The following is a 21,882-nucleotide window of genomic DNA, read 5'->3' on the forward strand; positions in this document are numbered from 1 at the left end:
CATCGGGGATTTTCCCTTGCCGCTTATGCTTTCCGCCTCGATACGCATGGAGCCCTTACGGGCGGAGCCTTAAGCCATGGCAGCGCCGGATCCGGCGACTATGTCGAGGTATCATCATGCTGAAGGCCCCCGTTCCCTATACGTCTTCGGTCGAGGAGATCGAGGATGACGAAGCGCAACTGGCCGCCGACCTGGCGAAAACCATGCTGGCGATCAGCCGCAAGACCTATGAGGACACGCACGAGGGCCTGCGCAGCGTTCACGCCAAGAGCCACGCGCTGCTGACCGGTCGCCTGAGCGTTAAACCCGATCTGCCGCCGGACCTGGCGCAAGGCCTGTTCGCCGCGCCCGGCGACTATCCGGTCATCATGCGCTTCTCGACCACGCCCGGCGACATCCTGCCCGACGCGGTCTCCACGCCCCGTGGCCTCGCGCTCAAGGTCATCGGCGTCAAGGGGCCGCGGCTGCCGGGCACGCAGGACGCCACCACCCAGGACTTCGTCATGGTCAACGGCCCCGCCTTCCAGGCACCGAACGCCAGGGCCTTCCTGGCCAATCTCAAACTGCTGGCCATGACCACCGACAGGGGCGGGAGCGCCAAGGTCGCCCTGTCGAAGGTACTGCGCGCCACCGAAGGCGCCATCGAGAGCATGGGCGGCAAGAGCACGACGCTGCGGGCGCTCGGCGGTCATCCGGCGACCCATCCCTTGAGCGAGACCTACTATTCCGCGACACCCTATCTCCATGGTCCCTATATCGCCAAGTTCAGTGTCGCGCCGGTCTCGGAGGACCTGACCGTCCACGGCCACGACCACCTCGACATCGATGAAAACCCAACCGCCATCCGCGAAGCCATGCAGGACCACTTCGCCATCATGGGCGGGGAATGGGAACTGCGGGTGCAATTGTGCACCGACCTTGAGGCCATGCCGGTCGAGAACGCCGCCAGGGTCTGGCCGGAAAACGAAAGCCCCTATGTCGCCGTCGCCACTGTGAAGGTCGAACCGCAGACCGCGTGGAGCGAAGCGCGTTCGGCCGCCATCGATGACGGCATGTCGTTCAGCCCCTGGCACGGCCTGGAGGCGCACCGGCCGCTGGGGTCGGTCAACCGCTTGCGCAAGTCGGTGTACGAAGCCTCCGCCCGGGCGCGCGGTGAGCGCGAGCACAAGGCGATGACCGAACCCACCGATACCCGGAACCTGTTCACCGACGAGCCGGAAGAGGCGCAGGTCTACTACCCCTGACACTGCTTTTGCATTGCAAGCTGCAATCCAGCCCATCGCTGCGTTTCGGCAGGCAATTTTACGCCTGGCGATTGCGAAATCTTGTCTCTCATATTACAGTCTTGAAATAGAGGTTCGGGGGAGCCTCCGGGGGAAACATGCAGCCTTACATTTTTGCCGCCACATAGCTTCGGCAGAGTTTTGCCAGGCCTTTTCCATTTGCCTATCCGGTCCCTAGGGGGGATTTCATGGTCAGCGTCACAAGCAGCATCAACATCATCAACGGCACCGGCGACGCCGACTATATTCCGGATACGTCGGCCAACGACAGCATCAGCGGCCTGGGCGGCGACGATACCATTCAGGGCTTCGGCGGCGGCGGCGACACGATTGATGGTGGCGACGGTAACGACAGCATCTGGGATACCGTCGGCAACAACAGTATTTCCGGCGGCGAAGGCAACGATACGATCGTCTCGTACGGCGGCGCCGAAACGCTTTCGGGCGGGGCGGGCGACGACTCGATCGCGTCGTCCGCCTACGGTGAGGCCCGGAGCACGACCATTGATGGCGGCGAAGGCAACGACATCCTTTCGATCTACAGCCAGGACGGCGCGCCGCTGCTGGCCACCGGCGGCCACGGAAGCGACGTCTATGTGATCGAGACACCGTACACCGCCGACGGCAATGCGACGGTGACGGATTTTACCGCCGGAGCGGGCGGCGACGTCATCGACCTTTCATCGGTCGTCACCAACCTGTCGAACTATGATGGCGGCGACCCGCTGGCCTCAGGCCATGTCCGCATCGTCCAGAGCGGCAGCGATACCCTTATCCAGGTGGATGCCGACGCCAGCGGCGTTATCTACAATTTCCACACCGCCCTGGTCCTGCAGAACGTCAATGCGGCCTCGCTGACGGCCGACAATTTCCGCGGCTATACCTTCGATGGCTCTGCCCTGGCCGGCAGCCTCTTCACGGGCACAGGGGATGCGGAAACCCTCAACGGAAGCCATGGCGACGACACGCTGCTTGGCCTTGCCGGTGACGACAGCCTGTTCGGCGACGGCGGAAACGACAGCCTCAACGGAGGCGACGGCAACGACACGCTGGATGGGTATCTCGGCTCGGACAGAATCGACGGCGGCGCCGGCGACGACGTCATTTCCGACCACTATGGCCAGAACACTATCCACGGCGGCGACGGCAACGACCTGATCTGGCTTGGCGGCCAGGGGACAAGCTATCTCTACGGGGATGCCGGTAACGACACCTTCCAGGGCTCCTTCTCCACCGCGTTCATGTCTTCGTCCGCGAACATCCTGACCGGTGGTGACGGTTCGGACACCTATTACCTCTCTCCCGGCAACACACCCGTTACGATCACGGACTTCGCCCCCGGCGCAGGCGGAGACATTTTCGATCTCACGCCGACCCTGTTGAACGCCTTCCATTACACCACCGGCGCCAATCCGTTTGCCGACGGCCACGTCAAGCTGGTGCAGTCGGGCGCCGACGTCCTGATCCAGTTCGATCCGGACGGATCGGCAAACCCGGGGTGGGACTATCGCACAATCGCGATCCTGAAAAATGTCGACGCGGCAACCCTGACGTCCGAGAATTTCGGGGGATTCTCCCCGGCCGATACACCCCACAACGAAACCATCACTGGTACCGCCGGCAATGACGGGCTCACCGGACACGGTGGCGACGATATCCTCTGGGGCCTGGCCGGCAACGATACGCTGAATGGCGGTCCCGGCGCCGATACGTTGCACGGCGGAGCCGGAAACGATACCTATATCGTCGACAATGCCGACGATGTCGTTTCGGAAACCGAGGCCGGCGGCGCGGATTCCGGCGGCATTGATACCGTCCTGTCGTCGACCTGGACCTATACGCTGACCGACCACGTCGAAAACCTCATCCTGGCCGACGGCACCGGCTTTGGTTTCGGTAATGCGCTGAATAACGTCATAACCGGCAATGCGGCGAACAACTTCCTCGAGGGCTACGACGGCAATGACACGCTCAACGGCAATGACGGCGACGATACCCTGTTCGGAGATGGCGGCGCGAACCTGCTGAACGGAGGCGCCGGTAATGACTATCTGTATGGCTCGACCGGAAACGAAACCCTCGACGGTGGCGCGGGCGATGACTCCATGTACGGCGGCGAAGGCAACGACATCTATTATGTCGACAGCGCGGGAGATCAGGTTTTCGAATTCGCATCGTCGGGTGGCGCGGACCGGGTCTATGCGTCGATCGACTATACGTTGGGCGATTATGTCGAAAATCTCAACCTGACAGGCAGCGCCGGCCTCAGCGGCACCGGCAACAGCCTCAACAACGGCATGAACGGCAATTCGGGCAACAATCACCTGTGGGGGCTGGGCGGCAACGACGTGATGAACGGCGGGGCCGGAGCGGATACGATGTATGGCGGGTCAGGCGACGATACCTACATCGTCGACAATACCGGCGACATCGCGTCCGAAGAATCGGCCGGCGCCGGCACCAATGACGGCGGCACCGACCTTGTGCAGGCCTCGGTGAGCTTCACACTGGGCAACTTCATCGAAAACCTGACCCTGACCGGCGCCGGAAATATCGCTGGCACAGGCAACGGCCTTGCCAATCTGATCAATGGCAACGCGGGCAACAACACCCTGTATGGCTTCGACGGCAACGACAAGCTCTATGGCAACGACGGCAATGACATGCTCTATGGCGGCGCCGGCAACGATACGCTCGACGGCGGCGCGGGCTTCGATATCATGCAGGGCGGCGCGGGAAGCGACGTCTACTATGTCAGCGACGCCGGTGACTTCGTGTCCGAAAACGCAGGCGACGTCGGTACAGACCTTGTCGTCAGCACGGTATCGTACAGCCTTGGCAACTTCATCGAGAACCTGAACCTTGCCGGCACTGCCGACATCTTCGGCAACGGCAACGCTCTTGACAATGTCATCAATGGCAATGCCGGCGCCAACGCGCTGTTGGGACTGGACGGAAACGACCAGTTGAACGGCAATGCCGGCGCCGACACCATCAACGGTGGCGACGGCAATGACACTGTCAACGGCGGCGCGGACAACGACCTGCTTTATGGCAATGCCGGATACGACACGCTCGACGGCGGCACCGGTGCGGACACCATGTATGGCGGGGCTGGCAACGATATCTACTATGTCGACAATATCGGCGATGTCGTGTTGGAAGAATCGACCGGCGCCGGCGTCAACGACGGTGGCGGCGACCGGGTCATGTCGACAATCAGCTATACGCTGGGCAACTTCATCGAAAACCTGAACCTGCTTGGCACGGCCGATCTCAATGGCACGGGCAACAGCCTGGCCAACGGGCTGAACGGCAACACCGGCAACAACGTGCTGTCGGGGCTGGGCGGGAATGACACCCTCAATGGCAGCGACGGCGCAGACACGTTGATCGGCGGGCAGGGCAACGACGTGCTCAACGGCGGCAATGGAGCCGACACCTTCGTCTTCGCCGCCGCCGGGACCGCCAACGGCCTCGATACCGTCCAGGACTTCGTCCACGGCGCCGATGTCCTGCGGTTCACCGGTGCTGACTACGGCTTCAGCAGCGGCCACCTATTGACCGCATCCGAATTCACCGCCGGCAGCGCCGCCGTCGGCGCCTCGGCCCAGTTCATCTGGAACGCCGCCACCCACACGCTCTACTGGGACCATGACGGGGCCGGCGGAGATGCAGCCGTCGCCATCGCCACGTTCAACGGCGGTGCGACGGTAACAGCCTCCGATTTCCACTTCGGGTAAAAAAAGGGCCTTCGGAAATTTCCGGAGGCCCTTTTCGTTACGCCGCCGGCGCGCCGCTTGACTCTTTGTCACCTACAGGTTACATGTAACCCATAGGTGACTTTGAGGAGGCTACCATGAGCGATACCGAAAAACTGCTGAAGCGTGCGGAAGGCATGGCCGGACTGCGCCGCGGCCTGATGGTCGTAAACGCCCTGACCTATGTCATGTGGATCGGCTCGACCGGCCTGCAGCACGTCGACACCGGCCTGGCGCCGCAAACCCTGAACCTGATCGGCTTGGCGGCATGGCCGGTCTGGCTGGCAAGCCTGCTCGGCATCCTGTGGACCATGAGGCATCTCGCGAAACACCGCGATATCGCCGGCCTGGTCGACGACGAACGCACGGTGGGCCTGACAAAACGGTCCTTCCAGGCCGGGTATTGGGTACTGCTGCTGGCGGTGGCCGGGCTCTATACCGCAAGTTTCTTCGTGCCGATCGACGTCCGCATGGCCGCCCCCATCCTGCTGGCGCTTGGCGTCGCGGCGCCGTCGCTGACCTACGCCTTGCTTTACCGGAGCTGAGTTTGGAGTCGCTTAAGAACCGCCTGAAGGATTATCGGACCGCGCGCGGCCTGACCCAGGCCGACCTGGCCGTCCAGGCCCAGGTGTCGCGCAAGACCATCAATACGATCGAAAACGCGGTCTTCGTGCCATCGACCACCCTGGCGCTGAAACTGGCGCGCGTTTTGGAAACCCGCGTGGAAGACCTCTTTTATCTCGAGGACTAGGATGTATCGCTATCGTCCGTACATGAAACCCGGCCAGGCGGAAAAGCAGAAGACCGCTTTCAAACTGGCCGTGCAGGTCGCCCTGTGGGGTGGCGTGCCCGGCGTGTCGGTAATGCTGGCGGCCTTGGCGGTCACCAGCCTCCATTAGACGGCCTGTCCGGCCGCCCAGCCCGACGCCCAGGCCCATTGGAAGTTATAGCCGCCCAGCCACCCCGTAACATCGACGCATTCGCCGATGAAATAGAGGCCGGGGCAGAAACGGCTCTCCATCGTCTGCGACGACAGGCCGGTGGTGTCGATGCCGCCGGCCGTGACCTCGGCCGTGCGGTAGCCTTCGGTGCCCATGGGTGTCAGGCTCCAGCGGTTGATCGCCGCAGCCATCTTCACCAAGGCGGCATTCGGCAAATCCGCTACATGAGCATCTGCCGGCAAGCCATTGATTTCGATCCAGCGCTCGGCGAATCGTCGCGGCAAGAGCTCGGAGATGGCCGTCACCAGGGCTTGCTTGCCGCGGCTCTGCTTGCGGTCCAGCAGCCATTTCTCCGCGGCGACCGTCGGGCATAGATCGATGGTCACAGCCTCGCCAGGCCGCCAATAGCTGGAAATTTGCAGGACCGACGGTCCCGACAGCCCCCTGTGTGTCACCAGGAAACCGTCGCTGAACGCCGTCTTGCCCGCGCTGACCCTGGCTTCGACCGAAAGGCCTGACAGGCCCTGGAGGTTTTCCTGCCAGTCCGGCCCCAGGGTGAAGGGCACGAGGGCAGGGCGCGTCTCGACGATGTCGTGGCCGAACTGCCGCGCCAGCTCGTAGGCAAAGCCCGTCGCGCCCATCTTGGGGATCGACAGGCCTCCGGTCGCCACCACCAGCTTTTCGCAAACGATCGGGCCGCCCGACGTATTCAGTTGAAAGCCGTCGTAGGTCTGTTCGACCGCACCGACCGAAGTCCTGAGGCGCAGCTGCCCTCCGGCGGCCTTGAGGTCGTCGAGCAGCATCCTGATGATATCCATGGCCGAGTCTTCGCAGAACAGCTGGCCTTCGCTCTTCTCAAAGTAGGGAATGCCGCGTTTGACGACGCGATCGAGGAAGTCCCACGGCGTGAAGCGCTTCAGCGCCGAGATGCAGAAATGCGGGTTGGCCGAGATATAGTTTTTCGGCGTCGCCTTCAGGTGCGTGAAGTTGCACTTGCCGCCGCCCGAGATGCGAATCTTCTCGGCGGGCTTGTCGGCATGGTCGATCACCAGCACCGAGCGGCCGCGCCTGGCGGCTTCGATGGCGCACATCAGGCCGGCGGCGCCGGCGCCCAGGACCACACAATCCAGTCTTTGCACGAAATCTCCAAAGCTTGACCTTACGACCATCTTGCCTGCGGCAGAATCTGGGCTAAGGTCCGCGTCACCTAACACATCTGGAGGAAACGGCCATGTCCGATCTGGAAACCCTGACACAAAAGATCACCGCGGCTGTCGGTGAAAATTCGGGCCTGGGCAAGGTCATCAAGTTCGACTTCGGCGACGCCGGCAAGATCCTGATCGACGCCGCCACTGTACCAAACGTCGTCAGCAACGAAGACAAGCCCGCCGACACCACCATCCAGATCTCGATCGACGACCTGGTCGCCATGGGCAAGGGCACGCTCGATCCGATGATGGCCTTCATGATGGGCAAGATGAAGATCCAGGGCGACATGGGCGTGGCGCAAAAGCTGGCCCCGCTGCTCAAGGGCTGAGTGCAAGCGAATCCTATTCGACTTTCTTCGCCCTCCCCATTTATGGAGGAGGGCGAAATCGTTATTTTTCCTTATTATACACCCGAGTCCTAACCCGGCCCGGAAACATTGGGCCGGGACTGTCCGACGACGCGGTCGGCGACGTACGGGTTGCTTCGGCGCTCGATCGCGAAGCTCGACATCTGGCCGTGGCCTGGAACGAAGCGCACATCGCCCAGCGGCCAAAGCCGCGTGGTGATGGCGTTGATCAGGTCGGCGTGGTTGCCACGCGGAAAGTCGGTGCGTCCGATCGAACCCTGGAACAGCACGTCACCGACCTGGGCGAACTGCGCCTCAGGCTGATAGAAGACGACGTGGCCCGGCGTGTGGCCCGGGCAGTGGATAACCTGCCAGACGGTCTCTCCCAGCGTCACGGTATCGCCATTCTCCAGCCAGCGGTCCGGAACGAAACTCTGGGCGTCATAGATGCCCCACCGTTTCGCGTCCTCGGGGATACGTTCGATCCAGAATTCGTCATCCACGTGTGGCCCTTCGACCGGCGCCCCGGTCAGTTCCCGCAGCCTTTGTGTTCCGCCGGCATGATCGGCATGTCCATGAGTAACCCAAATCTTTTCGATAGTTAGGCCACGCCGTTGAAGTTCCATGACAATGGGCTCGACATCGCCGCCGGGATCGATGATCGCCGCCTTGCTGGTCTTCGTGCACCAGACAACCGTACAATTCTGCTGCAACGGCGTGACGGGCGCGATCATGACGCCGATGGGGGACTGTTCGGGCACGGCAAACTCCGGGAATCGGGAAAATCAAACGCATATGAGCACGCACGGGCCGCGGTTCAATGGCGTAACAAAGGGTATTTGCAGATTTTACTATTCCATTATAGGCTCGAACCAACGGCCTGCGGGGACCAACAAAAATCCCGCGCCTGACACCTTTGCGAAAAAGAGAAAACCATGAGTTTTTGGCGGATCAAGCCACTCGACGCTATCCTTGCGACAGCGGAAAAAAAATCGCTCCACCGCTCGCTGGGCCCGGTCCAGTTGACCCTTCTGGGCATCGGCGCCGTCATCGGCACCGGCATCTTCGTCCTCACCGCCGCCGCCGCCCAAAAGGCCGGCCCGGGCATGGTGGTCTCCTTCATCATCGCCGGCGCGGTCTGCGCCGTGGCAGCCCTTTGCTACTCGGAACTGGCCTCGATGGTGCCGGTCGCCGGCTCGGCCTACACCTATTCCTACGCCGTCATGGGCGAACTGATGGCATGGCTCGTCGGCTGGGCGCTGATCCTGGAATATGCGCTCGGCGCGTCCGCCGTGGCAGTCGGCTGGTCCGGCCATATCGTCGGCTTCCTCGACAATGTGGGGATACATCTGCCACACGCGCTAACCGTCGGCCCGCCGATCAACCTCGGCTTCATCCACGGCGGTGAAGTCGGCGGCATCATCAACCTGCCGGCCGTGCTGATCACCGTCTTCGTCACCACGCTGCTGATCATCGGCACCAAGGAAAGCGCGACCTTCAACGCCGTCCTGGTCGCCATCAAGATCGCAGCGCTGACGCTGTTCATCATCATCACCCTGCCGCTGGCGACCGGCCATCTGCACAACTTCAATCCGTTTACGCCGCGCGGCTGGGGCAATCCGCTCGACGGCTCCGGCGTCGGCGTACTCGGCGCGGCGGCCTCGATCTTCTTCGCCTATGTCGGCTTCGACGCCGTGTCGACCGCCGCGGAGGAAACGAAGGACCCGCAACGCAACGTGCCGATCGGCCTGATCGCCTCGCTGCTCATCTGCACCGTCTTCTACCTGCTGGTGGCCAGCGGCGTCATCGGGTCGTTCGGCGCCCAGCCGCTCACCGATCCGGCGACGGGCAAGTTCTTCGCCGACGGTTCGACCGCCCTTTACGGCAGCGCCGCCTGTTCGGCCGAGCATCATCCGCTCGTCTGCTCGAAGGAAGCGCTGGCCTATGTCGCACGCGAAGTGGGCTCCAACCCGCTCTTCGGCAACCTGATCGGCCTGGCGGCCACGTTCGCCCTGCCGTCGGTCGTGCTGCTGATGATGTACGGCCAGACCCGCGTCTTCTTCGTTATGGCGCGCGACGGCCTGCTGCCCAAAGGCCTCAGCGCCGTTCACTCCAAGTTCAGGACACCGTGGGTTATCACGCTTGTCACCGGCGCGTTCGTCGCCGTCGCGGCGGCCTTCCTGCCCGTGGGCTCGCTGGCCGATTACTCCAACGCCGGCACGCTGTTCGCCTTTGCCGCAGCGTCGGCGGGCGTCATGATCCTGCGCTTCACCGACAAGAGCCGCCCGCGTCCGTTCAAGACGCCGCTGCTTTTCATCGTCGCGCCGCTGTCCATCTTCGGCTGCCTGCTGCTGTTCTTCAGCCTCGACAAGACGTCGTGGATGGTCTTCTTCACGTGGGCCGTCATCGGCCTGGTCTTCTACTTCGCCTATGGCTTCTGGAATTCCAACGTCCGCAAGGGCATCGTCGATTCCCACGAGGACGAGTTGCCGCCGCCTCCGGGCAGCACGAACTAACGGAAAAGGCGCTCGCAAGGGCGCCTTTTTTATTTGAGCGGGCTCTGCTAAGCCGGGACGATGCTTCCCGTCGAAGAGATTTTCCCCGAGCTCAGGGCCTGGCTGGCCGAAAACACCACGGCGCTGATCATCGCGCCGCCGGGCGCTGGCAAGACGACCGGCGTCCCGCTGGCCCTGTTGGACGCACCGTGGCTCGAACGCCAGTCGATCGTGCTGCTCGAACCGCGCAGGCTGGCGGCGCGCGCCGCCGCCGCGCGCATGGCCGAGACCTTGAGCGAAGCCGTCGGCCAGACCGTGGGCTTTCGGGTGCGCGGCGAAAGCAAGGTATCAGGCAAGACGCGGATCACGGTCGTCACCGAAGGCATCTTTTCACGCATGATCCTCGACGATCCGTCGCTTGACGGCATCGGCTGCGTTATCTTCGACGAATTCCACGAACGCAGCCTCGATGCCGACCTGGGTTTGGCGTTTGCGCGCGACGTCCAAACCGTTTTGCGCGACGACCTGCGGCTGCTCGTCATGTCGGCGACGCTCGACGCGGAAGGCGTGCTGGCACTGCTGCCCGACGCGAAGGGTTTCACGTCGCTTGGCCGGACCTTCCCGATCACCACGCACTACCTTGGCCGCAACCAGACCCTGCCGATGGAAACCGACGTCGCGCGCCACACGGCGCGGCTGTCGGCGAAACTGAAGCCGGAGGCCGCCGAAACCATGCTGGTCTTCCTGCCCGGCCAGGGCGAGATCCACCGCACGGCGCAACGTATCGAAGAGGCGGGCATCGGCGCGCATATCGAGTTGCATAAACTCTACGGCGCCATGGATTTCCGCGACCAGGCGCGCGTGCTGGCGAAGAATGCCCCGGGTCACCCCAAGATCGTGCTGGCCACGGCCATCGCCGAAACCTCGCTGACGCTCGACAAGGTGGCGATGGTGCTCGACTGCGGCCTGTCGCGGCTCGGCCGCTTCGATCCGGCGCGCGGCGTCACCCAGTTCGTCACCGAGCGTGTGTCGCGCGCCTCTGCAGACCAGCGCCGCGGCCGGGCCGGCCGGACGCAGGCGGGCGACGCCTACCGCCTGTGGGACGCCGAACAGGACCGCTCGCTGATCCCGTTCGCCAAGCCGGAAATTCTCGAGACCGACCTGTCGCAACTGGCCCTGTCCCTCCGTCTTTGGGGCGCAAAATCGACCGAAGGCCTGGCGCTGCTCGACCACCCGCCGAAGGCCGCCATGGACGAGGCCGTGAAGCTTTTGAAGGCCTTGGGCGCGCTCGACACGCACGGCGACCTGACACCGCACGGTAAGCTGATGGCGCAACTGCCGATGTCGCCGCGCCTGGCGCATATGCTGTTGAAGGCCGCGGAACTGGGTGCGGCGGGGCAGGGAGCACAACTGGCCGTCCTGTTGTCGGAAAACGGCATCGGCGGCAAGGCGACCGACCTCGACCTGCGCCTGGAAGCCTTAAGCCGCGACCGTTCGCCCAAGGTCACTCAGGCGCGGCAACTGGCCGACACCTGGGCGCGCCAGGCCGAAGCTTTGGTCAAGGGCGGCAAGACGGCGGGCGGACACGTGCTGTCGCATCATCTGCTGGCCGAATGTTTCCCCGAACGCGTGGCACGCGCACGCGGCAAGCCCGGCGAATTCGTCATGGCCAATGGCCGCGGCGTCTATGTTGACGAACACGACGCCCTGGCCCGCGCCGATTTCGTGGCGGTCGGCGACCTCGGCGGCGGCGCGAACCGCGACCGCATCCTTTTGGGCGCGGCCCTGACCGAGGCGGAGATCACCGCGCTGTTCAGCGATCGCCTCGAACGCGGCCCGGTCCTGGAAAAGCAGAATGGCCGTTTCCGCGCCTTCGAACAGATACGATTGGGCGCGCTGGTCCTGTCATCGAAGCCGATGGCGCAGATTCCGCCCGAACTGCTTCTTCATGCCGAAGCTCAGGAAATTCAGCAAAAGGGTTTGAAAGCGCTCAAGACTTCCGACGCATTCGGCAGCTTACGCGCCCGCGTGACCTTCCTGCGCGGCCAGGACGAAGCGTGGCCGGACCTGAGCGACGACGCACTTCTGGGCACGCTCGAAACCTGGCTTGGCCCCTACGCCGCCGGCAAGTCCCTGCTGTCGCTCAATATCCAGGATACCTACAACGCCTTGCGCGACATCCTGACCTACGACCAGCAACGCGAACTCGACAAGCTGGCGCCCGAGACACTGAAAATGCCGACGGGTTCGAACGTGCGTATCGATTACGAGGCCGAAGGCGGCCCGCGCGTCGATGTCCGCGTGCAGGAACTTTACGGCACCACGGTCCATCCTACCTTGGGGCCGAAGCGCATTCCCGTGGTGCTGGCCCTGACCTCGCCGGCGCACCGCCCGATCCAGATCACGCGCGACCTGCCGGCCTTCTGGGACGGATCGTGGGCCGAAGTGCGCAGCGAAATGAAAGGCCGCTATCCGCGCCACGTCTGGCCGGAGAACCCGCGCGAAGCCGATCCGACGACGCGCGCCAAGCCGCGCGGAACATAATTGCATCCATATGGAACGGTACGCGTATAAGGAACAGTTCGTGAGAGAGGCGCCCTATGATCACCGTCCACCATCTGGAAAACTCCCGTTCGCAACGCGTCTTGTGGCTGCTTGAAGAGCTGCGCGTTCCGTATGACATCAAGGTCTACAAGCGCGACGCCAACCTTTTGGCGCCCGCGGAGCTGAAAAAAATTCACCCGCTCGGCAAGGCGCCGATCCTCGTCACCGAGGACGGCCAGGCGATCGCCGAAACCGGCGCCATCATGGATTATGTCATCAATGCGTATGAAGGGCTGGGGCTGGTGCCAAATCCCAAGACCCGGGCCAAGACCCAGTTCACCTATTGGATGTTCTATGCTGAAGGCTCAGCCATGACGCCTTTGCTGCTGAAACTTGTTTCGGACCGCATTCGCGCCAAGGCGCCGTGGTTCGCCAGTCCGGTGGCAAGCAAGATCGCCGACACGCTTGAGTCGACCCTCGTTCGGCCCAACCTGACGGCCAATATCGATTTCTGGGAACAATCGCTGGCTCAGACCGGCTGGTTCGCGGGCGACCACTTCACCGCCGCCGATATCATGATGAGCTTTCCGGTCGAAACGGCGGCGCACCGCGCGGGCGCGGGCGAAAAGCCGCATATCCGGCAGTGGCTCGACCGCATCCACGCCCGCCCGGCCTATCAAAGGGCCCTGGAGCGGGGTGGACCGTATATTTACGCGTAATCAGATGGTTATGCAGCCGGCAAAGGCGGTGGCGATCAGACCCATGACGGCAACGGTAATCAGGCGTTTCATGTGACGCTCCTCGGAAGTTTGCCCCATGAGCATGAAACAGCAACCGCTAAAGGCACAATGCGGACGGCTGCCCTCTGCCATCAGGTTTCAGGCAGCCGTGCGGCCCGTCAACGGTACTGGCTGGAATGGCTTTCGCCGCTGCGGTCGATGATGATGCAGCCCGACAGGGCCGAGGCGGCGAGGGCGACGATGATCAGGCGGGTAACGAGCGTCTTCATTGGATTTCCCCTTTTATGCTGGTGTTTTTTCAGTGGTCGGCGCTGGCTTTTCATCGCTTGCCGGCCCGTCCTTGGTGTGATGGATGTAAAAATGGTCGTGCTTGTCGGGCGACACATAGATGATACAGCCGGACAGGGACGACGCCAGGACGGCGGCGACGCAGAGTTTCAGAACGATGGATTTCATAAGCCCCTCCAGAGGTTACCCTGGCAGCCTAGGGGTCGCTAAATGAACGCAGTATGAACCGCGTCCAACCTTAATTCTTTTTAATTTTCAGCCGCTTTCGCCCAGCGATTGGCCAGCGGCGTACAGATGAGAAGCTGCAGCGGGTGGTATACCATTATAGGCAGCAGGATCAGGCCAAGGGCAGGGTTACCGGCAAAGATCAGGTGCGCCATGGGCACGCCGGTCGCCAAACTCTTCTTGGTGCCGCAGAAGACGACGGCCGCGCGGAATTCCGGCGCGATACCGAAGCGGTCGCACACCGTCCACAACAACCTCAGCACCAGGAAGAAGAGCCCGAGCGTGGCGGCGACGGTCAGGACCAGGGTCGCGGGCGCATTGCCAGTCCAGATGTGCCTGGCGAAGCTGTCGCAGAAGGACGTATAGACCAGCAGCAATATGGTGCCACGGTCGGCGATCTGGGTCAGTCTCTTGTGCTTGTGGATCCAGCCGCCGATGACCGGCCGCATCGCCTGGCCGATCACAAGCGGCAGGACCAGCCACAGGCAAAGATCGATAAAGACCTTCGCAATATCCATATGTTGCCCTGATGTGTTGAGGATCAGACTCATCCACAGAGGCGTTATGACGACCCCGATTAGCGACGACAGGGTGGCGTTAAACACGGCGACCGGCACGTTGCCGCGCGCCGCACTCGTCATGGCCACCGACGACGACACGGTCGATGGCATGGCGCACAGATAGAACAGTCCCATGCGCAGATCGGGCGAAATCCAATGCCCGGCCATCAGCAGGAACAGCCCGCCGATCAGCGGGAACAACAGGAAGGTCGAACCCTGGATCAGCAGGTGCAGCCGCCAGCGAAAGATACCGTCTTTCAAGGCCTTGAACGACAATCCTGCACCATTGAGGAAGAAGAGCAGCGCCACGCCCGCCTTGGTCAGCAGTTCTGGATGCATCCATCCGCCTTCGGCGCCGGGGGCCGGGAAGGCAGCCGCCAGCAGGATGGCCAGGACCATGCCGGTCAGGAACCAGTCCGGGACAAATTTTTTCACAGGCCGCTGGCCGCGTAGATCATGATGCCGGTGGCGACCGACAGGTTCAGGCTGTCGGCCCGGCCGCGCATGGGGATCTTGACATTGAGGTCGCAGGCGCCGGCGATCTCCGGCGTCAGGCCCGACTGTTCCGTGCCCATGACGATCAGGGTCGGGCGGCTGTAAGGCGCCGTGCGGTGGTTATGCGTCGCGGTCAGGAGCGTGCCGACGACCGAGCCGGTCCAGCGCCCGCGATCGGCCAGGAATTCGTCGTGCGTACAGCGCACCACGGCCACGGCGAAGACCGACCCCATAGTGGCGCGCACGGTTTCGACCGAAAAGGGATCGACGCAGTCGCCGATCAGGATGACGCCGCCGGCGCCCGCCGCATCCGCCGTACGGATGATGGTGCCAAGATTGCCGGGGTCGCGGACCTGTTCCAGCGCAACCCATACCTCGTGTGTATTCGGGTCGATCTCGCCCAGCCGCTTGACGCGTTGGGCGAAGACCGCCACCACCATCTGCGGATTGTCCTTTCGCGAAATCTTTTCAAGAATTTCGCGGGTTACTTCCAGAACTTCACCCTGCGCGGAAAGGGTGGCGTCGATGGCGCGCTTGAGCAGCGGATGGTGGTCGGCGTCCTTGCCGTAGACCAGGATGACAGGCGCGATGCCCTGGTCGAGCGCGTCGATGATGATTTTGAGGCCCTCGGCCAGGAACTGGCCCGTGGCCTCGCGTTCCTTGCGCATGTGCAGCGCCCGGATGTCCTTGACCGTCTGGTTGGTCAGCGAGGTGATCTGCTTGACCGTCATGCCTGCCATCTCGCGAAGAAGGACAGGCCGATCTCGCGCGGCTGGACCTCGGACGCCTTCTGGCCCTTGGGCGGCTTGCGGTCCTCGATCAGGGTCAGCTCACCATGGTCGACCGTGCCGCCGCGGCCTACGCCAACCGCCTCGCCGACCAGGTGCGCCAGGGCCGGGCCCGAGACGCGCGCCGCATAGGCATTAAGCAGCAGGAAGGCAGCATCGTCCGACAGCAGTTGGGCACACAGGCCGATCATTTCCGGCAGGTCCTCGAACAGGCGCCAGATTTCGCCCGTCGGGCCGCGGCCGTATTTCGGCGGGTCGAGAATGATGCCTTCGTATTTCGAGCCGCGCTTGACCTCGCGCTGAACGTATTTCTTCGCGTCCTCGCAGATCCAGCGCACCGGCGCCTCGGCCAGGCCCGACAGCACCGCATTGTCGCGCGCCCAGCCGATGGCCTTTTTCGACGCATCGACGTGGGTGACACGCGCACCGGCAGCCGCGGCCACCAGGCTGGCCACGCCCGTGTAGCCGAACAGGTTCAGCACGCGCATACCGGGACGCTTTTGCACCACGGCCTTTTGCCATTCCCAGTTGGCGGCCTGTTCGGGGAAGAAGGCGAGGTGGCGGAAGCTGGTGAAGCGCCCGTAGAACTGCACATCGCCCCACGACAGCGGCCATTGCTCGGGGGGTTTACGCGAAAACGTCCAGCGGCCTTCGTCCTCGTCGCCGGCCGGATCGAAGACAGCGTCGGCCTTGTCCCACAGGGCGGGGTACTTGGGCTGCCACCAGCACTGCGGTTCGGGGCGGATGACGAGATAGTCGCCATAGCGCTCCAGCTTCTTGCCGTTGCCCGAATCGACCAGGGCATAGTCGGCCCAGGGCCTGGTGCGCAGGGTGGTGGCGGAATCCGTGATAATCATGGGTCTGGCAATAATCCCCGCCCGCGCCCCCGTAAAGCGCTTTGTGAAACCGCGCGAGTCGCATAACCTCGCGCCAGGCCATGGCTCGGGAGGCCGGCCCCAAGAGGGCGGAACAGTATAGTGCGTATGAGACCAACGGCGGTTGCGGGGCTGACAGCCCTGATCCTCCTGCTGTCCGGATTATGTCCGGTCACGGCCGCGCCACGTATTGTCTCGCTCGATGAATGCGCCGACCAGTACGTGCTGGGCCTGGTGCCGCGCCAGCAGATCGCCGCCGTCTCCAACAAGGCCGCCTTGCCCGACTCCTATTACCGCGATCGCGTCAAGGGCCTCACCCAGGTGCGGCCCAATGCCGAAAGCGTGCTGGCCCTGAAGCCCGACATGGTGGTGCGGACCTGGGGCGGCGACGCGCGCCTGCTCCAGATGCTGGCCAGGAACGGCATCCAGGTGGTGACGATCAACGATGTCAGCACCTTCGACCAGGCCCGGACGGAGCTCCACCGCGCCGGCGACGCCATGGGCGTCGATGCCGCGGCGCAGGCCGAAGCCGAACGCTTCCAGGCCGCGCTCGATGATGTCCGCCCGATCGGGCTGAACCGCACCGTGCTCTACTACACGCCCGGCGGCTACAGCGCCGGCCCCGACACCATGGTCGGCGAGATGCTGCGCAAGCTCGGCTTCCGGCTGGAGAGCCAGGACAAGGGCTTCTTCGCCCTGTCGCCCGAGGTGATCCTGAGCCTCCATCCCGACGTTTTCGCGCTCGGCTTCTACGACGATGTCTATGAGATGCGCCGCTCGCCCGGCCGCAACCCGCTGGTGCAGCGGCTGATCGCCGCCACGCCGCACTTCACATTGCCGCGCCGCGCCGTGTCGTGCGGCGGCTGGTATTCCGTCTACGACCTGCGGGTCCTGTCGCATTCGACCGAGGTCAAGTAATGTATCTGTCGAGCCTAACCCTGAATATCTGCCTCGGGATCGTTACCCTGGCCCTGGTGATCGTGTTGATGCTGTTCGGCGACGTCGCCATGAGCGGGACCATGTGGCTCGACGCCGTTCTCCATCCGCAGGGCATTGCCGGCCAGATCGCCTGGGGCATCCGCTTGCCGCGCGACATCGTCGCCGCCGGTGTCGGCGCCATGCTGGGCCTGGCCGGCGCGGTCATGCAAGGCCTGCTGCGCAACCCGCTGGCCGATCCGGGCCTGCTGGGCGTATCGGCGGGGGCGGGGCTCGGCGCCTCGATCGCCATCGTGCTGGGCATCGGCCTGATCCCGTTTGCTGTCGAAGGCTTCGCCCTGGCGGGCGCCCTGGCCGTCGCGCTTATCCTGCTCGTCTTCGTCTCGCGCTTCCCGCAACGGCAATCATTGATCCTGCTGGGCGTCGCCATCAGCGCCCTGTGCGGCGCGCTTATGGCGCTGGTCTTCAACCTGGCGCCGTCACCGGTGACCCTGTCGGAAATCATCGGCTGGACCATGGGCTCGGTCGAGAACCGGACCTGGTCGGACGCGGGTTTCTGCGTCGGCGGCCTCGCTCTCGGCGGCCTTCTGGTGTGGCAGGCCGGGAAAGGCCTGCGCCTTCTTACGCTGGGCGAGGAAACCGCCCGGTCCATGGGCGTGGACATGGTGCGCCTGACCCAGGCGCTGGTCGTGGCCTCGAGCCTGCTGGCCGGGCTGGCGGTCGCCGTGTCGGGCATTATCGGCTTTGTCGGGCTGGCGGCGCCGCACTTCGTCCGCGCCATGGGCATCAAGGATCCGTACCGCCTGATCCTGCCGTCAACCTTGACAGGCGCGGTCATGGTGCTGGCGGCGGACGGCCTGTTGCGCGTTCTGCCGGGCACCGGCGACCTGAAACTCGGCGTCCTGACATCGCTGGTCGGTGCGCCTCTGTTCGCCATACTGGCCTTCCGCAGCGCACGCTCATGGATGCAGGATTGACGCCATGGTGACCCTCGATACCGTCAGCATTTCCTTGGGCGGCCGCACCGTGGTCGATGCCGTCGCCGCCGAGTTGAAACCCGGCCGGCTGCATGTCGTCGCCGGGCCCAACGGCGCCGGCAAATCAACATTGCTTAAAGCAACGGCGGGACTGCTGCCGGTGGCCAAGGGCCATATCCGGCTCGACGACGCCGACGTCGGGCGCCTGAACGCCCGTCAGCGCGCCGACCGCCTGGCCTATCTCCCGCAGGACCGCACCGTCGCCTGGGACCTGCCGGCGGTCGATGTCGCGGCGCTTGGCGCCCAGCACCTGGCGCCGGAGGCAGCGCGGCAGAAGGCTTTCGCGGAACTGGAAGCCCTGGGCCTGAAGGAAGAGGCGACGCGCGGGGTCTTCCGGCTATCGGGCGGTCAAAGGGCGCGGGTCCTGCTGGCGCGCGTGCTGTTGAGTCCGGTGCGTATCTTCGTGCTCGACGAACCCCTGACGGCGCTCGATCCGGCCTGGCAGCGCCATGTCCTGACGCGCCTGAAGCAGAAGGCTGAGGAGGGGCACACAGTCGTCATCAGCCTGCACGACCTGCATCTCACGGCGCAGTTCGCCGACGAGGTCCTGCTGATGCAGGCCGGCAAGCTGGTCACGGCGGGCCCGCCGGAAAAAGCTTTTACGTCCTATAACTTGCGGGAAGTTTTTAAACTGAAGGGCGATCTGGTCCGCGACGAAGGCACGCGGATGCTGCGGATCGACCCGGCGCCGTTGCTGTAGAAGCGGTTCGGCCCTCCGGTGAGGGAGGGCCGATGTTCAGCGCCTGTGCTTCTTGCCGTGTGCGGCGGCGTGGCTCTTGCCGCCCGAGGATTTCGACGACTTAGTGCTCTTCTTGCCCCGGCTGGCCTTGGTCGTCTTGCCGGCCTTGCCGTGGGCTGTCGATTTTGGGCGGACGGGTTCCTTCACCGTCGCCTGGGAGAGGCTGTTGGCCAGGGCCGCGTTCTGGGCTTCGGCCTTCTGGTATTCCAGATAGTTGATCGCCGTGTCGGGCGTATCGGCCGAGCCATCGCCCGAGTCGTCGAGGTCGGTATTGCTGCCGATCGGCGCGGGGATGCCGCGCTGCACGTCGGCCATGGCGGTCAGCGGCGCCGTGCCGCCGGCCAGGCGGGCGCGATAGATGCGCATGTTTTCGGTGACGCGCATCATGTAGTCGCGCGTTTCCCGCAAGGGCATGCATTCGATGAAGCTGAGCGGGTCGGCATTGGGGCCGCGCGGATCGCCGCAGTCGCCGACCCAGGTGCTCATCCGGCTCGGCCCCGCATTATAGCCGGCCGCCGCCATGATGTACGAGCCGTCGAAGCGCGTCACCAGCTCGCCCAGGTGATAGGCGCCCAGGGACATGTTGAAGTCCGGCTCATAAAGCCTTGATTCCGAATAGGAAGCTCCAAGGCGCCGCGCCACGACGCGGGCGGTCGACGGGATCAGCTGCATCATACCGCGCGCATTGGCGCGTGACCGCACCATCGGATCGAAACCCGATTCCTGGCGCGTGATGGCCAGCACGAAGGCCTTTTCCGGCGCCGGCACGTCGGGCACGGCGCGCATCGGATAGGCGCGTTCGGGAAGGTAGAAGCCGCGCTGCATCGACATGCGGGCCACCTTCATGGCGATGACCTGGCTGTCGTAGCGCTGCGTCAGGTCGACCAGCAACGCCTCTTCCTCGGCGTTCGGCAGGACCGTGTCGAGATTCAGCACGATGGCGCGGAACAGGTCGATTTCGTTCATCGACCCCAGGATGCGCGCCGCCTTGACAAGGTCGCGATTGTCGAAGCGCACGCGGTCGGCGTCGGACGGGACGGGGTCGTGACCCAGGGTGATCGTGGTGACCCCGGCCTTTTCCGCCGCCATCTGGCCGTAGAAGGCGTAGATGTACTGGCTGCCCTTGACGTAATAGTCGTGCGCGGACTGGACGTCGTTCTGGGCCGTATCGTTGCGCGCCTCATAGGCGCGGCCGAGCCAGTAGTTGGCGCGGCCCTGGGTGATCGGCGAGGTGCCGGCCGACGACAGGGCCTGGAAGTGCTGGATGGCCGCCGCATTGTCCTTCAGCTTGACCATGGCGACCCAGCCGGCGAAGAACTCGGCCTCGGCCTTGGCTTCGCCGTTGTCGAAGCCGCCATTGTTCATGGCCTGGTAGGCGGCATGATAGTCGTGCGCCTTGAGCGCCGCGCGGAAATAGCCGAGCCGCAGCGTGTAGAGCTGGCTGGCGGCCTCCGGCGACAGGGTGGCCGGCGGCAGGTCGGCGAGCAGGGGGAAACCGAGCGGCTCAAGCCCCTTGCCCGACAGGTAACGCGCACGGGCGAAAGCCAGGGCCGGATTGTGCGGATCACCCGCCACCGCCTGGGTGTACAGAGCGTCGCCCGAGGCCGAATTCGAACGCATGGCCAGCACGGCATTGGCGACGTCGCGGTGATGGTCGTCGACATAGGCGTTGAGGTCGCGCACCGCCTGCGCGGACCCGTCCTGGACGTTGATCATCAGGCAGGTCTGCCGCGCCGCGCTGTCTTCCGGCGTCAGGTAGCGGCTGAAGGCCGAATAGAAGTTCGCCTGGGCGATCGAATCGAAGACGCGCGTGCGCCACCAGGTCTTGGCCAGTTGCGAGGCGGCGTCGATCTGGTTGAGGCTCTGATAAGCGCTGATCAGTGCGGTGGCGCCTTCGACCGTCTGCGGCGGCGAGCCGTTGAACCAATCGACGACCTGCTGGGGCGCCATGCCCGACATGCCGATCAGCTTTTCGGCCGAAATCTGGCGCCTGGTCTCACGCGGCCAGCCCCACAGGTCGCGGCGCGCGGCATCGAGGCCGGCGAAGCCATAGATGTCGCCGCCGTCGGCATTGAGGATCGCCCAGGTCACGATCTTGCGCGCCACGGGATCGGAAAGGCTCTGCTTGTACGAATCGGCGGCGGCATAGCTGCGTGACTTCACGGCCTGCAGGGCTGCAGCCAGGGTCTGCTGGTCCGATGACGACAGGATGGACGACTGATAGGGCTGGGCGGTCGCCGCGGGCTGCACGCCCTGGACCGACTGATAGGGCACGGGCGCCGACGGCAGGCCGGCAGTCTGGTCATCCTGCGCCAAAGCCCCAAGCCCGACCAGGGCCGCACCGCTGACGGTCACGGCCAGCAGGGCCTTGCGCCAGTGACGGCGCCACACGGGCACGGGTTTGCCATCGGCCTGCGAATGCGAGCGGTCGGAGCGAGAGAACGGCATGGTACGCTAAAATCCCTTCAGCCTTGTCCTTGCGACTATAGGCCATAGTTTCTTTTTATAAAGACATTGCAGCCTAAGCGCGGCGGGCTTAAGGCTAGTTTTGATATTATGGCTGGTCAGAGATGACCATAAAGACACACCTTTCGCCTGGCCGTTCACGTTTCGGTTGGCG

Annotated in this window: 19 protein-coding genes; 12 read left to right on the forward strand and 7 right to left on the reverse strand. The window is 64.1% G+C overall.

Going from position 1 to position 21,882, the window contains the following annotated elements; translation table 11 throughout:
- Positions 1-116 precede the first annotated feature (116 nt).
- The 5 genes from AB8717_RS11110 (at position 117) to AB8717_RS11130 (ending at position 5,943) form a co-directional block, all read left to right on the forward strand.
- Complete coding sequence (locus tag AB8717_RS11110) at positions 117-1,244, forward strand: catalase family protein (RefSeq protein WP_443747401.1); 1,128 nt, start codon at positions 117-119, stop codon at positions 1,242-1,244.
- 227 nt (positions 1,245-1,471) lie between these two features.
- Positions 1,472-5,026 carry a beta strand repeat-containing protein gene (locus AB8717_RS11115; RefSeq protein ID WP_443747402.1) on the forward strand — a complete coding sequence of 1,185 codons (3,555 nt, stop codon included), beginning with the start codon at positions 1,472-1,474 and terminating at the stop codon, positions 5,024-5,026.
- A 116-nt stretch (positions 5,027-5,142) separates the two neighbouring features.
- Positions 5,143-5,589, forward strand: coding sequence for a hypothetical protein (locus AB8717_RS11120; protein WP_443747403.1), 447 nt, complete (start codon positions 5,143-5,145; stop codon positions 5,587-5,589).
- 2 nt (positions 5,590-5,591) lie between these two features.
- Positions 5,592-5,795, forward strand: coding sequence for a helix-turn-helix transcriptional regulator (locus AB8717_RS11125; RefSeq protein ID WP_443747404.1), 204 nt, complete (start codon positions 5,592-5,594; stop codon positions 5,793-5,795).
- Between the two features lies 1 nt (position 5,796).
- On the forward strand, positions 5,797-5,943 hold the full coding sequence (locus AB8717_RS11130) for a hypothetical protein (protein ID WP_443747405.1): 147 nt from the start codon (positions 5,797-5,799) through the stop codon (positions 5,941-5,943).
- On the opposite strand, the gene AB8717_RS11135 is transcribed toward AB8717_RS11130, so the two are convergent.
- Entirely contained in the window at positions 5,940-7,124 is a 1,185-nt protein-coding gene (locus tag AB8717_RS11135; RefSeq protein ID WP_443747406.1) for an NAD(P)/FAD-dependent oxidoreductase, read from the reverse strand. The genes AB8717_RS11130 and AB8717_RS11135 overlap by 4 nt on opposite strands.
- A 92-nt stretch (positions 7,125-7,216) precedes the next feature.
- Here AB8717_RS11135 and AB8717_RS11140 point away from each other — a divergent pair, with 92 nt between their 5' ends.
- Positions 7,217-7,522: an SCP2 sterol-binding domain-containing protein gene (locus AB8717_RS11140; protein ID WP_443747407.1), complete on the forward strand. Its 306-nt coding sequence runs from the start codon at positions 7,217-7,219 to the stop codon at positions 7,520-7,522.
- An 89-nt stretch (positions 7,523-7,611) separates the two neighbouring features.
- Here the strand turns inward: AB8717_RS11140 and AB8717_RS11145 are convergent, their stop codons facing one another.
- Entirely contained in the window at positions 7,612-8,274 is a 663-nt protein-coding gene (locus AB8717_RS11145) for an MBL fold metallo-hydrolase (protein WP_443750876.1), read from the reverse strand.
- 201 nt (positions 8,275-8,475) lie between these two features.
- Here AB8717_RS11145 and AB8717_RS11150 point away from each other — a divergent pair, with 201 nt between their 5' ends.
- The 3 genes from AB8717_RS11150 to AB8717_RS11160 are packed head-to-tail and all read left to right on the forward strand — an operon-like array spanning position 8,476 to position 13,298.
- A complete protein-coding gene (locus AB8717_RS11150) occupies positions 8,476-10,056 on the forward strand; it encodes an amino acid permease (RefSeq protein WP_443747408.1) in 1,581 nt (526 codons plus the stop codon).
- A 60-nt stretch (positions 10,057-10,116) separates the two neighbouring features.
- The gene (gene hrpB / locus AB8717_RS11155) at positions 10,117-12,579 is read left to right on the forward strand and encodes an ATP-dependent helicase HrpB (protein ID WP_443747409.1); all 2,463 of its coding nucleotides are present in this window, start codon (positions 10,117-10,119) and stop codon (positions 12,577-12,579) included.
- A 56-nt stretch (positions 12,580-12,635) separates the two neighbouring features.
- Positions 12,636-13,298: a glutathione S-transferase gene (locus tag AB8717_RS11160; RefSeq protein ID WP_443747410.1), complete on the forward strand. Its 663-nt coding sequence runs from the start codon at positions 12,636-12,638 to the stop codon at positions 13,296-13,298.
- A 303-nt stretch (positions 13,299-13,601) separates the two neighbouring features.
- On the opposite strand, the gene AB8717_RS11165 is transcribed toward AB8717_RS11160, so the two are convergent.
- The 4 genes from AB8717_RS11165 to AB8717_RS11180 all read right to left on the reverse strand — a co-directional run bounded on the left by AB8717_RS11165 (position 13,602) and on the right by AB8717_RS11180 (position 16,532).
- Positions 13,602-13,775 (reverse strand): hypothetical protein, encoded by a 174-nt coding sequence (locus AB8717_RS11165; protein WP_443747411.1) that lies wholly within the window; start codon positions 13,773-13,775, stop codon positions 13,602-13,604.
- A gap of 80 nt (positions 13,776-13,855) precedes the next feature.
- Positions 13,856-14,827 (reverse strand): bile acid:sodium symporter family protein, encoded by a 972-nt coding sequence (locus AB8717_RS11170; protein ID WP_443747412.1) that lies wholly within the window; start codon positions 14,825-14,827, stop codon positions 13,856-13,858.
- Positions 14,824-15,618, reverse strand: coding sequence for a TrmH family RNA methyltransferase (locus AB8717_RS11175; protein WP_443747413.1), 795 nt, complete (start codon positions 15,616-15,618; stop codon positions 14,824-14,826). Before AB8717_RS11175 ends, AB8717_RS11170 begins: the two co-directional genes overlap by 4 nt.
- Complete coding sequence (locus AB8717_RS11180; RefSeq protein WP_443747414.1) at positions 15,615-16,532, reverse strand: class I SAM-dependent methyltransferase; 918 nt, start codon at positions 16,530-16,532, stop codon at positions 15,615-15,617. The genes AB8717_RS11175 and AB8717_RS11180 overlap by 4 nt, the downstream gene beginning before the upstream one ends.
- 126 nt (positions 16,533-16,658) lie before the next feature.
- On the opposite strand from AB8717_RS11180, the gene AB8717_RS11185 reads away from it, so the two are divergent.
- From AB8717_RS11185 to AB8717_RS11195, 3 genes are read left to right on the forward strand one after another with little or no spacing between them, the layout of a single operon-like run.
- The gene (locus tag AB8717_RS11185; RefSeq protein ID WP_443750877.1) at positions 16,659-17,468 is read left to right on the forward strand and encodes an ABC transporter substrate-binding protein; all 810 of its coding nucleotides are present in this window, start codon (positions 16,659-16,661) and stop codon (positions 17,466-17,468) included.
- The gene (locus AB8717_RS11190) at positions 17,468-18,463 is read left to right on the forward strand and encodes a FecCD family ABC transporter permease (RefSeq protein ID WP_443747415.1); all 996 of its coding nucleotides are present in this window, start codon (positions 17,468-17,470) and stop codon (positions 18,461-18,463) included. The genes AB8717_RS11185 and AB8717_RS11190 overlap by 1 nt, the downstream gene beginning before the upstream one ends.
- Before the next feature lie 4 nt (positions 18,464-18,467).
- The gene (locus tag AB8717_RS11195) at positions 18,468-19,223 is read left to right on the forward strand and encodes an ABC transporter ATP-binding protein (protein ID WP_443747416.1); all 756 of its coding nucleotides are present in this window, start codon (positions 18,468-18,470) and stop codon (positions 19,221-19,223) included.
- A 36-nt stretch (positions 19,224-19,259) separates the two neighbouring features.
- On the opposite strand, the gene AB8717_RS11200 is transcribed toward AB8717_RS11195, so the two are convergent.
- Entirely contained in the window at positions 19,260-21,710 is a 2,451-nt protein-coding gene (locus tag AB8717_RS11200; protein WP_443747417.1) for a transglycosylase SLT domain-containing protein, read from the reverse strand.
- Positions 21,711-21,882: the final 172 nt, after the last annotated feature.

The sequence above is a fragment of the Asticcacaulis solisilvae genome, assembly GCF_052327315.1.
GTDB lineage: Bacteria > Pseudomonadota > Alphaproteobacteria > Caulobacterales > Caulobacteraceae > Asticcacaulis > Asticcacaulis solisilvae_B.